Below are 13,154 nucleotides of genomic sequence, written 5' to 3'. Positions count from 1 at the left end.
TTATAGAAAGCTGATTCTAGCATGGGAAGGAAGAGACTATAAATGAAGACCAGGCATGTTGCTGTTGTAGGCGCCGGACCGGGAGGACTTGCTGCCGCTATGCTGCTGCGCCGCTATTTTCGCCATCCCAACACACTGGCCTTGTTTGGACGTTATGCGACCTATGTCGGATCAGCTCCTGATCGGGCGCCAGCAATCTTCGCGATGCTGCCGCATGTCGAGACAGAGCTTGGCGTTTTTGGTGTTCGAGGCGGCACCTACAGCATCGTTGAAGGTCTGCGCCAGCTTGCGGAGGAAATGGGGGCGGAAATACGCACCTCGGTGCGTGTGCAGCGCATTGCTGCAAAAGGCGGCGGCGTAAGCGGAGTAGAGACGGAATGCGGTTTTGTGCCAGCCGATCTGGTGCTCGCGAACGGAGATGTGCTGTCCGTATGCCGCGATTTGCTCGGCGAGCAGCTGCGGCCTGCCATGACGAATCGCCATATTTCAACTTACGAGCCTTCTCTGTCCGGCTTTGTCACTCTTGCAGGCATACGCAGACGTTACGATAAGCTGCTGCATCATACTGTATTTTATCCGGAAAGGTATGGGGAGGAATTTTCGGCGATTTTCGCGCGCCGCGAGGCTCCTGCCGATCCTGCGATTTATGTATGCTGTTCCGCCTATATGGAACAGGAACTGGCGCCGGAAGGAGGCAGCAACCTGTTTATTTTGGCGAATGCCCCGTATACGTCGGACGCTTGGAGCTGGGAGCGGGAGGCGGAGCGCTATCAGGGCCGTCTGTTGAAGCAGCTGGCTGCCTATGGCTTGGAGGGACTGGATCGGGAAGCAGAGCAGCTTGCTTTGTATACACCGGAGGATTTGGAGCGGGATACGTCGGCATTTCGCGGCGCCATCTATGGCATTTCCTCGAATTCAGCAAAGCAGACGTTTTTGCGGCCGTCCAATCGTGCGGATTTGCGCGGACTATGGTTTGCGGGCGGAACGACCCATCCCGGCGGGGGAACGCCGATGGTTGCCATGTCAGGGCTGCTCACCGCAGAGGCGATGATTCGGCAGCATCATTAATGAATCTATTGGGGCAAAAGAAAAGCCGCGCTTAGCGGGGGCAGCAAAACTTCCAGCTAAGCGCGGTTTATTTTTAATGAAAAAAATAAAAAACCCTTCTAAGTTAGAGGGCCTGCTTGAAACAACTTATAAAATATCGGGACGACACGATTTGAACATGCGACCCCCTGGTCCCAAACCAGGTGCTCTACCAAGCTGAGCTACGTCCCGGGAAAAAAATGGTGCCGTCGAGAGGACTTGAACCCCCAACCTACTGATTACAAGTCAGTTGCTCTACCAATTGAGCTACAACGGCGCGGTTATGTATCGGACACAAGATGTATTATGCCACAGAACTTTAGGAGGATGCAATACCTTTTTTAAATTTTTTTGAAAAAAATTCGGGCAGCGTTCAAATGCCCGAATTGGCCTATTTTTTAACTTTAAAATGAACGACTGCGCTGTACAGCATTTTCCCGCGATCGGGATGAAACACCGCATGATGACTAATCGCATGAACTTGTAATAGCAGTGCTTTATTCGCTTCAATTTGCTGGTCAATGTGCTTTTCGAGCGTACGTAAGTCAAAAGCCTCAAAAAATTCGATTTTATCCTCAATTAAATCTAGTCGAAAATCCATCTTGTCCCCCCTAAAATCTCATTAATAGCTAGCATTCGCTAATATTATAACGTTGTTAGGCACTAGTTTCAAAGTATCATGTCAGATAATCTCGCTTTTTATAATTTACAAAAAGGTTTTCCTAAATTATACTTTAAAAGTGTCGAAATAAATAGAAAATTACATACTGAAAAAGGCAAACTTATTGAAAGATAGGGGCGCAAAGTTATGGGCCTAAGGTATTGAACTATGGCAGCCAAACCACCGGTACAGGACTATAGGCTGATTCAGCTGTTCAATTCGTCGCGGTGATTGGATAGCTTTTGTTTTTTCAGTGTAATAGGAGAGATGGAGAGAAAATGATGATTAACCGATTGAGAGAGGCAAAATGGTTAAAATGGACATCAAGGATTTCTGATTTCTTGAAGAAACAAAAGGTTACAACGAAGCTGTTGTTTATCACTTCATTAATCACCTTGTTCAACGTCGTCGCTGGCGGGTGGATTTTTATGCAAAATGCTTCGGTTAGAAGTGCAGTGAAAGCTTCAAATGAGCTTCAGGAGGCCAAAAAAGAATATCAAGGGATATCGGATTCGATGCTGCGCACGCTGCTTTCGATGATTGATGCCGTAGAAAACGGCAGCACCGGCGACGATGGAATCAACTTGGCACTTAAGTCGATGCCCGAGCGGGTAGAAAAATTGAAGGTTACACTAGCGTACCTGGATGAAAAATATCCTCACGGGGATAACGGCACCGCCTATTCGAACCAAGGCAATGTGTTTGGCCTTGCACTGGAGCAGCTTAATAAAGAAAACGGCAATCACAGCCTGCTAACCATTGAAGACCGCTCCGCCAAGGTCAAACAGCTTGTCAGTACATATACGATTGTTCTCAGCTTTGCGAATGAAACGGTAGAAAATTGGCTCGAAGTGGATACGGTCGCTACACAGGAGACATTAAATAAAAGTATTGCAGCTGCCAATACGATTATTATCATCAATATTGTTTTGCTGGCAGTACTGCCGTTCCTCATGTCGTATTCGTTAAGCCGGAATGTAAAAAAAGGCATCGTTGGTTTAATGAAGCGTATTACCGCTTATCAAAATAACGATTTCACCTATGATGAGAAGCTGGATCGCCAAGATGAATTTGGTCAAATTGACCGCTCGCTGGCGCAAATGGGAAGTGAGCTTCGTGACACCCTTCGTTCGACTATGGATGTAAGCACGGTTGTTCTGCAAGCCTCGCGCAATATGGGCGATATGATTGTTCGCAATCAGAACGCTTCCGAGCAGGTGAAGGAAGAGATTGGCAACGGCAAAACGATTTTGATGACCCAGTATGATGATGCAACTTCGATCTCGGCCGTAACGGAGCAAATATCGGCAAGCTCGCAGCAAATTGCGGCTTCAACCGAATATATTAATCGCGACATGAAAGAAATGAGAGAGTCATCGCGTATAGGCTCCACCGATATGAAGGGCGTTGTGCAGATGGTGAATCAGACGGTGCAGCAATTTGCCCGAGTTACCGAGTCCTTCGACCAAATCAATGAGCGCTACAATAATGTAACGAAGTTTTTGGGCGGCATTCAGGATTTGAACACACAGACGAATTTATTGTCGCTGAATGCTTCGATTGAATCGGCGCGTGCAGGCGAGCATGGCAGAGGCTTTGCTGTAGTAGCGGAGGAAATTCGCAAGCTGTCGAGCCAGACCGATATCATTTCCAAAGATATTACGAAGGAGCTTAAGCTTATTCAGAACGATTTTGCCGACAGCAGCCAAAGCTTGAGCAGCTTCTCGGAAGTGATAGAAACGACGAAGCAGGCATCGGTGACGGCTAGCGAAATGTTTAATGGTCTGGAAAATCAAAGCAGTGTATTGTCCGAGCAAATGGGCGAAATTTCGGTCGGCATTGATGAAATTACAAAAGGCATTACCGATATTGTTGGCTCAGTAGACAAGCTGCTGCAAACCTCCTCCGAGGTAAATGGCAAAATGGAGCAGATGAGCGGTATGTCCGAAGATCAATTCGAGGTATCGATTCAGCTTCAAGAGCTGGCTGAGAAACTGCAGGGCTCTTCCACTAATTTGCGCGAAAAAGCGGCTGTATTCAAGGTGTAAGCTAGCCTTTAGAGCGGTTTGGAAAATGGAATAGCATCAATGAAATAGCTGCTTTCAGCGCCCGTGGGCGATTGGAGGCAGCCTTTTTTTTATCCAACTCTTTACAACAACAGAATATTAGTGTACTATTTAGATATAACACTAACACATTAACACGGAGGTGACTTATGCCGATTGAATTTGACAACAACCAGCCGATCTACATCCAGATCATGAACTACATTAAACAGCAAATTATTAGCGGGAAGCTTAATCCCGGCGATAAAATCGATTCGGTGCGCGAGCTTGCAGTGGAGCTGCAAATCAATCCGAATACGATCCAGCGTACTTTTCAGGAGCTGGAGCGTGAAGGCATCGTCGAAACAAGACGGGGACTTGGAAGATATGTAACGAGCGAGGAGGCGGCGATTGTGAGCATTAAGAAAGAAATGGCGGCTGATTTGCTCGGACGTTTCATTCAGGGGATGCGTGATTTGGGCTTTAAGAAGGATGACATTGTAGCGATTGTTACGGAAGCGGTTAGCAAGGAAGATCAGAAATAGGCGGGGGGAGAATAAACGAATGAAGAAGATAGTTGAACTGCAAGCCGTAACGAAAACTTACGGATCGAGAAAAGCGCTGCATAATATTAATTTAAACCTGGAAGCTGGCAAAATTATTGGTCTGCTTGGCAGCAATGGCAGCGGCAAGAGTACACTCATGAAGCTGGCGGCAGGACTCATTCAGCCAACCTCAGGAAGCGTTCGAATTTGCGGGGAGCCGATTGGCATCGGGACGAAGGCGGTTACGTCCTTTATGCCGGATCAGCCGGTAACCGAGTCGTGGATGCGGGTGAAGGATGCCCTTCGTTTTTTCAGTGACTTTTATAAGGACTTCGATCAGGAGAAAGCGGGAAGCATGCTCGATTTTTTGAAGCTGGATCGCAATGATCGCATTAGCTCCTTATCCAAAGGGATGAATGAGCGGCTGCAGCTCACGCTGGCGATGTCGCGTCAGGCTAAGCTTTATTTGCTCGATGAGCCGATAGGCGGTGTTGATCCCGTCGCGCGGGGCAAAATTTTGGACGCCATCGTTAAATTTTATAATGAAGACAGCTGTGTGCTTATCTCGACGCATTTAATTACCGACATTGAACGGGTTTTCGATGAAGTCATTTTTATTCAAAACGGTGAAGTTTCACTGCGTCAGGATGTGGAGAGCATACGCTCCAAGCATGGTAAAAGTGTAGATGAACTATTCAGGGAGGTATTTTCAGAATGATAAACTTATTGAAATATGACTGGAAACGCAATGCGAATTTAATTATGGGCTCGGCTGCTGCGCTTATTATTTTGCAGGGAGCACTTTCCTTTTTTAGTGCAACTCGTAATTGGCAGCCTGCATTGTCGCTTACATTAATGTTCATGGGCTATTTATTCGTTGCCTTCATGTTGATCATATTTTCCTCAAAGACGTACTCCCATAACCTTAAATCGTACGGTCGCCGCTTATTGCCGCTGGCCACGTGGAAAACAATCGCTTCGCCGCTTCTGCTGCAATTCGTATTATCGGCTGCGCTGAGTGGGATCGTGCTGCTTCATGTCTGGCTGTTTAAATGGCTGTCCCCAAGCGCCTTGCTGGATGTATTGGGTCCGCCTAATTTCGAGACGGGAGTCCTGTTTTTTATTTTAATATTTTGGACGCTCCTATTTTTGATGCTGACAGTCTATTTTTCGATTACAGTAGGGCATCTCTTTAATAAAAAGCTTTTTCCATGGGTAGCAATAGCAGTCTTCGTCCTGCTGCAATTTGTCATTAGCTATGTGGAGGAATTGTTGTTTAACGATAATTTATTCGGCACGATGGTCTCAGAGCCTACCGCTGAAGGCTTGTCTATCTTAGTGTCTCCAACAGGCGATATTTCGATTGGAAACTGGGGCGTTATGTCGCTTGAAATCGTGATCGGTGCTATCCTTGTGAGCATCATGCTGTACTTGCTGAACAAAAAGCTGGATGCTTAGAGGAAGGCGCGGCGAAGCCTGCAAGCCAAAGGTTGACAAACCTGCCATTAGCGCGTGACAATGTTCGTATACAACTTTGAAGATAGAAGGGACAACGAACTCATGACGCTAATGGAAAAATTCAAGCTGGCTGCCGCAGGCTATGACGCCTCCTCCGTCCAGTCCATCGTAATTGAACCGCTGCTTATTGAACGTGGAGCCACTCAGCAGGTCGCACCTTATTTGGTAAAGAAGGGCTATCGCAAAGTTTTAATCGTGTCCGACAACATCACATATGAAATAGCTGGAAAACAATTGGAAGCGGCAATTGCTGCGAAAGATATTGCGGTTAAGGCAACGCTGATTAAGCCTAACCAACAGGGAGATGTCATTGCGGACGAAGTATCCATTGTGCAGCTGCTGCTTGATATTCAGCATTACGCTGCGGAAGTGGTCATTGCGGCTGGTTCCGGCACGCTTCATGATATTACGCGTTATGCTGCTTTTACGGCGGGCATACCGTTTGTATCCGTGCCGACCGCTCCGTCCGTAGACGGCTTCAATTCCAAGGGAGCACCGATTATTATTCGGGGTGAAAAGATTACGATCGCCGCGATTGGCCCGGACGCGATTTTTGCCGATCTCGATGTGCTGACACAGGCTCCTGTCGCTATGGTAGCCGCTGGCTTTGGCGATATGCTTGGCAAATATACGTCCCTGTTCGATTGGTCCTACGGCTCGCTTGCGGGCGAGGAAGCTTATTCGGATATCGTAGCGACGATTACGCGTGATGCTTTAATGCAGTGTGTGGAAAATGTAGAGCTGATTGCCTCACGCAGCGAAGAGGGCATTCGCGCGCTGATCAGCGCTTTGATCGAATCGGGCCTTGCGATGCTGCTGTTCGGGCAATCCCATTCGGCCTCGGGCGCAGAGCATCATTTGTCCCACTACTGGGAGATGGAATATATTCGCCTTGGCAACCGCCAGCTGCTGCATGGAGCGAAGGTTGGCGTCGCATGTGCGGAAATTTCGGGGCTGTATCATCGCTTGGCGGATGAGCAGGCGCCAGCGATTAGCGGGACGGAGCATGCGGAACGCATCAGCCAGCTGATCGCGGAAATTCCGAATGAGGAGACCATTCGCGGCTGGCTGAAGCAAGTGGGTGGGCCATCCACAACGGCTGAGCTAGGTGTGAGCGACGAACTGCTTGCCCGCAGCTTGAGTGAGGCGCATTTGGTGCGGCCTAATCGTTATACGCTGCTGAGAGCGTATAACGAAGGGGCGGGGAAGTAATATTCTTGTAGATAGAGAATAGAGTTGGGTCGTGGTGCGAATGTGAAGCTCCCATAAGAAGCCTAGGGGAGATTCGCACCTCGAAATTTGTCGAATCATACATAAAATGAGTAAATTCTTTAAAAATCAAGAATTGTCTGCGAACGTTATAGTATTATTTTCGTTTGATTTAGATAAATGAATGCCATTGTGGCACCCATTTATCTATTTTTCGCTGTCGCACTCTGTGTGAGTGCGTGGATTGAAACAGTTGTATGGAGCAAGGGTATCCCAATGCAGAGGCGTCGCACTCTATATGAGTGCGTGGATTGAAACCAATCTTTGATAAAGTCCTTCATTTGATATTGCTGTCGAACTCTATGTGAGTGTGTAGATTGAAACGTCATCATGTATCCTCCGCTAACTGTACATATAGTCGTACTCTGTATGAGTGTGTGTGGACTGAAACAAGGGGAAGGCAGAAGTTGATGCAGCAGACCGAGATCGCATTTTAAAAGAGCACTATCTTGAAGAGTAGGGCATCTACGAACTAATTACAGTTCTATATTTAAGAACGCAAGAAGCCTTGGAATATAAGGCTTTTTTCTGTTTTTATAACACGACTAGATAACATATTTTACTTCTCAAATAGGTGACACTTTCTTTTTAAAATAGAAGCTAGCTGGAGGGTTTACTTTCGGGCGATAAGCCACACTGGTTTTGAATGATGGCACTTTGTTGGGTCGGTGGAGCTAATACACGGTTTGTTATACTAGGGAGAGTATGCAAACGATAATGGAGTGTCAGAAACTTGGCGGACACAGAATCAGCTATTTAACCGGATGACGGTCAATCGAGAATTAGGCGGACACAGGAGCCGCTAATGCTTTGCCAATTGCCATTTTGACGCGATTATGAGGGCAATAGCGGATCTCCTGTCCGCTTACGGGCTGAAATCGTATAAAAGGCTACAATAGCGGAACCTCAGTCCTTAGGAAATGGAAACAGTTACCATTTTCGCCGTCTGAGACATAATCGTCTCCTTCTGTCCCAGCCTAACAAAATTAGAATAGGTATGCCTCGATTAACAGCTTAATGCCATGAGGAACAGAGCGATTGGGGCCTGATCACAAATCCTTAGTCCATATTCCTGTTATAGTAGTGATTAACGAACATCAATTGAACAAAAAACAGACCGCCAAAAGTAATAGGGGGTCAGGTCTTTCTTAAACGATTCGCAGGGTCTCCCCTAAGCGGAATATAATAACTTCAACCCTCGCTGAACACCTTCATATCTTGCATATTCTGCATATCGTACATATCCAAGATTTCCAGATCCGGACATAGCCGGACGTATTCGACACTCACTTCATAAACATCAACAACAAATGAATCGCCGCGATAATCCCCATTGGATAAATAAAGGCTCGCGAGAACGTATTTTTGAAGCCATTGCGGGGATGCTTTTCAAAAAAGAGATGTAAAATGGCATGGATGATAAAAAATATATCCAGCACCCAAAACGTAACCGTCTGATAATCGCTGAAAAGCAGAGCGAGTATAATCGTGTACATCGGAAGATGAATAAAGGTGAACACCTTATAGGCTTTCGAATCCTCCATATCCTTAAGAAAGATAAACAATCTCCATTCAGAATGGCGTATCGCATCCATTTCGTGCAACAGAAATAAAGATAAATTGAACAAAAATAGCACAAGCAAAAAATCCGGCATAGGCAGCTCCCTATCTTTTTATAACAGCAAGGTACTTTATGTATTACAGCTTTATATTAGAAAAAAATAAATAAGCCGCCTTCCATATACGTATAAATGAGGACAACGTTGCAAAATAACCATTTTGAGGTATGTACAATCATTAGCTGAACTCCTAATCTCATGAATAGGCGGGCAGTCCTATGCCATTCGCCGCACATATTCTCTCAGAGGGTTGACGCTTTCCGCGCTCCGCTATATGGTTAGAGCAGAGCATAAAAGAGAGTATATAGAGAGAAGAGGGCTGCGGCGTGCTATTTGTCCTAATTGCCTTATGGGGAATTGCTTCTATTTTGATGCTGTCCGACCCACGCTCGGTTGTGAGCAGGCGGCTCAGCGGGGTACCTTTTACGGGCGGAGCCGGGGCGATGTCGGTCGTGCTGGATGAGCGGATTATTCCTTATGTGAGCCAACATTATATGAACGAAACGGCAGATCAGCTGCTGTATATGCTGCAAGCATTTTGCTCGCTGCTGTCCTACTACGGTTTGCCATACACCTTCCTATTGTTTGCGCTGGCTTATCGCCCTATCGACCGATTGCAGCCTTATGAGCGAGTGTTGCCGCTGCTGCTGTTTATTCCGATTGCGGCCTGCCTGCTGTTTACACCGGGCTACACGGAAACGTATCCGATTACATTTACAGTTGTTGTCTGGTGGGCTGTGCCTTATATAGCCGTCGGAGCGGTGAATGTATTACTGAAAAATCCGGGTTATTTGGCTCAAGCGAGACGCCACTGGATCGTATGCACGTCGGTGCTGACTCCGGTACTGTTTAGCGCAACGATGAATTATGTGCTGCCAAGCCTTGGTTTCCTGCGGATGTGGGTGTACAATACCTGGTTTGTGGGCATTGGGGCGCTGGTATTTGTTATAGGTCTGTTTACCTACGGATTTCTGGGGGTACGTGTTTTTATCGACCGTCGCCGTCTGGATTCGACGCTGCGAGCAGTTACATCAGGTACGGCTATACTCAATCATGCGATCAAAAATGACGTCGGCAAAATGCGGCTCTTCGGCGAGAAGATGCGCGCATACGCGGCATCCACGAACCAGGAGGAGCTGCTTGCCGATGCAGAGACCGTGCTGCGGACGACGCGGCACATCCAGGAAATGATTGGCCGTGTCCATCACGGCACCGAGGATTTGGCGCTAAAGCCTACGCGGGAAGACCTTGGCGAGCTGCTGCTCATGACGCTTGAGCCGTATAAGCTGCTTGCCGAAGGCGTTCATTTCACCAGCAACCTGCCTGAGGGCTGGAGCTGTATGATTGACCGCGCGCAGGTTACCGAGGCTCTCGGCAACTTGATTTCGAACGCCATTGAAGCAATGGACGGCAAAGGCACGCTGAGCCTTATAATGAAAGAGACGAAACGGGATATAATGATCGAGGTGCGCGATACGGGGCCGGGTATGGATCGTACGCAGACAGCCAAGGCGTTCGAGCCCTTTTATACGACCAAACGCGGGGGCAGTACAAACTTCGGGCTTGGCCTGCCGTATGCGTATCATGTGATGCGCAAGCATGGCGGCTCTTTGCATATTCAGAGCAAGCTGGGAGCAGGCACGCTCGTATCGATGATATTCAAGAAAAAGGCGATTCAGGCGCAGTATACTGCGGGAGCAAGCCCGAATTACGAGCACAAAGCGGCAGAGAGATAAAGAGAAATAAAAAGAAATAGATACAGAAATAGAAAGAGACAGAGAAATAGACAGAGATATAAATAGAGATAAGGCTGAGAGAAGGGGAACATGCCGATGGATAACATACAAGTGTGGATCGTGGAGGACGACAAGGATTGGCTGCGCGGGCTGAAGGCTTTTTTGGCAGCCCAGCCGAACATTGAAGTCGTATTCACCTCGGATAATCCGCAGGAAGTGCGGGAAGCGCTTGCTGGAGGGCGCCAGGCGCCAGATGTCGTACTCATGGATATTATGCTCGGTGACGAGCCGGCGGGCATTGAGCTGGCGGAGGCAACGGCGATGTCGACGGGAGCGAGGGTCATTATGCTGACGTCGATGGAGGAGAAGGAGCTGATTTTGCAAGCTTTTCAGGTGGGAGCGATCGATTACCAGATCAAATCCGACTTTGAAGCGCTGCCTGCGGCGATTGCGGCGGCGGCGAAGCGCCAGTCCCCGATCAGCGCGGCGGCGGCGGAGCAGATGCGCGAGGAATTCCGCAGGCTGAAGCAGCTGGAGCGAGATTTTGAAGTGAAGAAGGTGCGCGATCTGATTACGCCTGCGGAGCTGCAATTGCTGGAGCTGGTCGATCAGGGCTATTCGCAGTCACAGATGGCGGATAAGCTGTTCGTCTCCATTCGAACGGTTAAAAACCATATTAACCATATACTCAAGAAGCTGCAGCTGGGCGGCTCGAAAGAGGCTGCGCAGCAGGTGAAAGCACTTGGTCTATTAGAAAAAGAAAATAAGGATGGAAATGGTACCACGTAAAGTTGGTACTATTTTTTTTGCCCTATTTTTCTAAAATAGAACTAAGACCAAGTCATAAAAATGCAGCTAAACGGAGGTACAACCAATGAATGTATGGATTCGCAAACAATGGACTTTGCTGCTCGGCGTGTTATTCGTCCTATCAGCGTTCATCACTTTGTTCAAATATACGGTGGAGCAGGGCTGGGTAACGAATGCGATGAAAATCGGGCTGGGACTGCTGAGCGGTGCAGGTTTTGCCGCAGCAGGGTTTTCGCTGATTAAGCGGGAAAAATGGCCGCTCGTCGGTGAGCTATTAATCGGACTAGGCGCCTGCCTGCTGTATACGACGGCCGCTTTTGCCGGTGTCTATTATGAAATGTGGGACTCCATGACGGTGCTGCTGGGCATGACGGCTGTTACTGCGGCGCTTACGGTTTATGCTTACCGCTTTGAATCACGTCTGCTCATAAACATTGCTCTGACGGGCGGCCTGCTGTCGCCGCTGCTGATGCGTCCGGAAACGGATCAAGTATTTACTTTATTTTTGTATATGCTCGTGCTCAATTCCGCTTTTTTCTGGCTCAGCACGGTGAAGAGCTGGAATGAGCTCAGACTGACATCGTTTATCGGAAGCTGGATCATGTATATCGTCTACTTTTTTACCTTCGATCCCGTGGTGGAAGGGGTATGGAATTTGCCGCTGCGCTACGCGCTTGCTGCATTCCTGTTTTATCAGATCGGCTTTCTGCTTGCTTCGCGGACCAATAAACAAAGCTTTGACGGGATGAACATGTATGCGGGGCTGTCCAATGGCGTTATTTTTGGCTTCTGGTCGCTGCTGCTCATTCATGGTGAAGTGCATTATGCTTATCCGCTGGCGTTTATCGGCTTTGTGCTGCTGCTTGCCAGCTGGTTTATCCACTATCATGTGAAGCGCATGGAGCCGACTTCGGCTACGTATGGTTCTGCTGGTGTGCTGCTGATGCTGCTTGCGCTTAATCAGGTCGGCAGCGGTCTAGCGGTCAAACCGATCTTCAATGTATTTCTATGGTCGGCGGTGGCCGCGCTGCTTGTCTGGGTGGGCAAAAGGTTCCGCTGGCAAGCTTTGAATCTGGCATCGCTCATTATATGGTTTACAACGGTATGCTATTGGTACGTCATCACATGGTTTACACCGCGCGGCGAATGGTTCGGCGTCTTCATTCCGTTTCTGAACTCTGGCGCGATGGCATGGCTTGCGCTTGCGGCATTGGGCTTCTATTATTCGACGAGGCAGAAATTTGCGTCACTTGGCGATTCGGGCAATCGCGTGATGGGGAATATGTATGCGTTGTGCTCGCATCTAATCATCGGCGGATTGTTGACCGTCCAAATGATTCGGTTGTTTCAGGAGCATCTTTACGATCTTCCAAGCTTCTATGTGCAGCTCAGTCTGTCGGCTTCATGGGGCGTATATGCGCTGCTGCTCGTATTGTGGGGCGTTAATCGCGGGCAATCGGTGTTCCGCTGGTTCGGATTTTCGGTTCTAGGACTGACGGCGATTAAAGCGATTTTCTTCGACCTGAACGGGCAGGAAAGCTTGTACAAGGTGCTGGTGCTGCTATTGCTCGGAGGAATCTCCTTCCTCATCGCTTGGATCAATGGCAAATGGAATAAAGTGAGAGAGCTTGGCGAGCAGTCTTGGGAGCAGCATGGTGCAGAAACGGATATGAAGAAAGATAAGGTGTAAATTTCGGCTAATGAAAGAGGAACAATTGGGGAATGAATAAAGCGGTGCGAAAGGCTTGTTTTGATAAAAAGCCAGCGGAAAAGCTTGACAAAATGAGGGGTAATATATTATTGTTACTTACGTAAAGTAATTAATATTACTTTGGTGTGCATCTAATCAAGCATTGAACTAAACC

Annotated in this window: 11 protein-coding genes, 2 tRNA genes and 1 riboswitch; of the genes, 9 read left to right on the top strand and 4 right to left on the bottom strand. The window is 47.9% G+C overall.

The features are described from left to right. The first annotated feature begins 42 nt into the window (after nucleotides 1–42). On the top strand, nucleotides 43–1,068 hold the full coding sequence (locus ASF12_RS27870) for a phytoene desaturase family protein (protein WP_056041705.1): 1,026 nt from the start codon (nucleotides 43–45) through the stop codon (nucleotides 1,066–1,068). Between the two features lie 136 nt (nucleotides 1,069–1,204). On the opposite strand, the gene ASF12_RS27865 is transcribed toward ASF12_RS27870, so the two are convergent. The 3 genes from ASF12_RS27865 to ASF12_RS27855 form a co-directional block, all read right to left on the bottom strand. Next, nucleotides 1,205–1,278: transfer RNA gene (locus ASF12_RS27865), tRNA-Pro, on the bottom strand. A 9-nt stretch (nucleotides 1,279–1,287) separates the two neighbouring features. Continuing rightward, nucleotides 1,288–1,363 (bottom strand) — tRNA-Thr (locus ASF12_RS27860). A 114-nt stretch (nucleotides 1,364–1,477) separates the two neighbouring features. After that, the gene (locus ASF12_RS27855; protein ID WP_056041703.1) at nucleotides 1,478–1,687 is read right to left on the bottom strand and encodes a YrzA family protein; all 210 of its coding nucleotides are present in this window, start codon (nucleotides 1,685–1,687) and stop codon (nucleotides 1,478–1,480) included. 164 nt (nucleotides 1,688–1,851) lie between these two features. Then, nucleotides 1,852–1,935: riboswitch (cyclic di-GMP riboswitch) on the top strand. Between the two features lie 153 nt (nucleotides 1,936–2,088). Here ASF12_RS27855 and ASF12_RS27850 point away from each other — a divergent pair. From ASF12_RS27850 to ASF12_RS27830, 5 genes are all read left to right on the top strand, one after another. Then, entirely contained in the window at nucleotides 2,089–3,795 is a 1,707-nt protein-coding gene (locus ASF12_RS27850; protein ID WP_162241941.1) for a methyl-accepting chemotaxis protein, read from the top strand. Between the two features lie 167 nt (nucleotides 3,796–3,962). Then, nucleotides 3,963–4,337 (top strand): GntR family transcriptional regulator, encoded by a 375-nt coding sequence (locus ASF12_RS27845; RefSeq protein ID WP_056041699.1) that lies wholly within the window; start codon nucleotides 3,963–3,965, stop codon nucleotides 4,335–4,337. Between the two features lie 19 nt (nucleotides 4,338–4,356). Next, complete coding sequence (locus tag ASF12_RS27840; protein WP_056041697.1) at nucleotides 4,357–5,055, top strand: ABC transporter ATP-binding protein; 699 nt, start codon at nucleotides 4,357–4,359, stop codon at nucleotides 5,053–5,055. Then, nucleotides 5,052–5,795: a hypothetical protein gene (locus ASF12_RS27835; protein ID WP_056041694.1), complete on the top strand. Its 744-nt coding sequence runs from the start codon at nucleotides 5,052–5,054 to the stop codon at nucleotides 5,793–5,795. Before ASF12_RS27840 ends, ASF12_RS27835 begins: the two co-directional genes overlap by 4 nt. Before the next feature lie 102 nt (nucleotides 5,796–5,897). Beyond that, nucleotides 5,898–7,067: a sn-glycerol-1-phosphate dehydrogenase gene (locus ASF12_RS27830; protein WP_155973504.1), complete on the top strand. Its 1,170-nt coding sequence runs from the start codon at nucleotides 5,898–5,900 to the stop codon at nucleotides 7,065–7,067. A 1,343-nt stretch (nucleotides 7,068–8,410) separates the two neighbouring features. On the opposite strand, the gene ASF12_RS27825 is transcribed toward ASF12_RS27830, so the two are convergent. Beyond that, the gene (locus ASF12_RS27825; protein WP_056041691.1) at nucleotides 8,411–8,779 is read right to left on the bottom strand and encodes a DUF6713 family protein; all 369 of its coding nucleotides are present in this window, start codon (nucleotides 8,777–8,779) and stop codon (nucleotides 8,411–8,413) included. Nucleotides 8,780–9,069: 290 nt separating this feature from the next. On the opposite strand from ASF12_RS27825, the gene ASF12_RS27820 reads away from it, so the two are divergent. From ASF12_RS27820 to ASF12_RS27810, 3 genes are all read left to right on the top strand, one after another. Continuing rightward, complete coding sequence (locus ASF12_RS27820) at nucleotides 9,070–10,479, top strand: sensor histidine kinase (RefSeq protein WP_056041690.1); 1,410 nt, start codon at nucleotides 9,070–9,072, stop codon at nucleotides 10,477–10,479. 96 nt (nucleotides 10,480–10,575) lie between these two features. Next, nucleotides 10,576–11,268, top strand: a complete 693-nt coding sequence (locus ASF12_RS27815; RefSeq protein WP_056041688.1) for a response regulator transcription factor — start codon at nucleotides 10,576–10,578, stop codon at nucleotides 11,266–11,268. An 85-nt stretch (nucleotides 11,269–11,353) separates the two neighbouring features. Then, complete coding sequence (locus tag ASF12_RS27810) at nucleotides 11,354–12,979, top strand: DUF2339 domain-containing protein (RefSeq protein WP_056041686.1); 1,626 nt, start codon at nucleotides 11,354–11,356, stop codon at nucleotides 12,977–12,979. Nucleotides 12,980–13,154: the final 175 nt, after the last annotated feature.

It is taken from the genome of Paenibacillus sp. Leaf72, assembly GCF_001422685.1.
GTDB lineage: Bacteria > Bacillota > Bacilli > Paenibacillales > Paenibacillaceae > Pristimantibacillus.
Note: the sequence above shows the minus strand (reverse complement) of the source record. Positions and strands in the feature narration are given on the sequence as shown.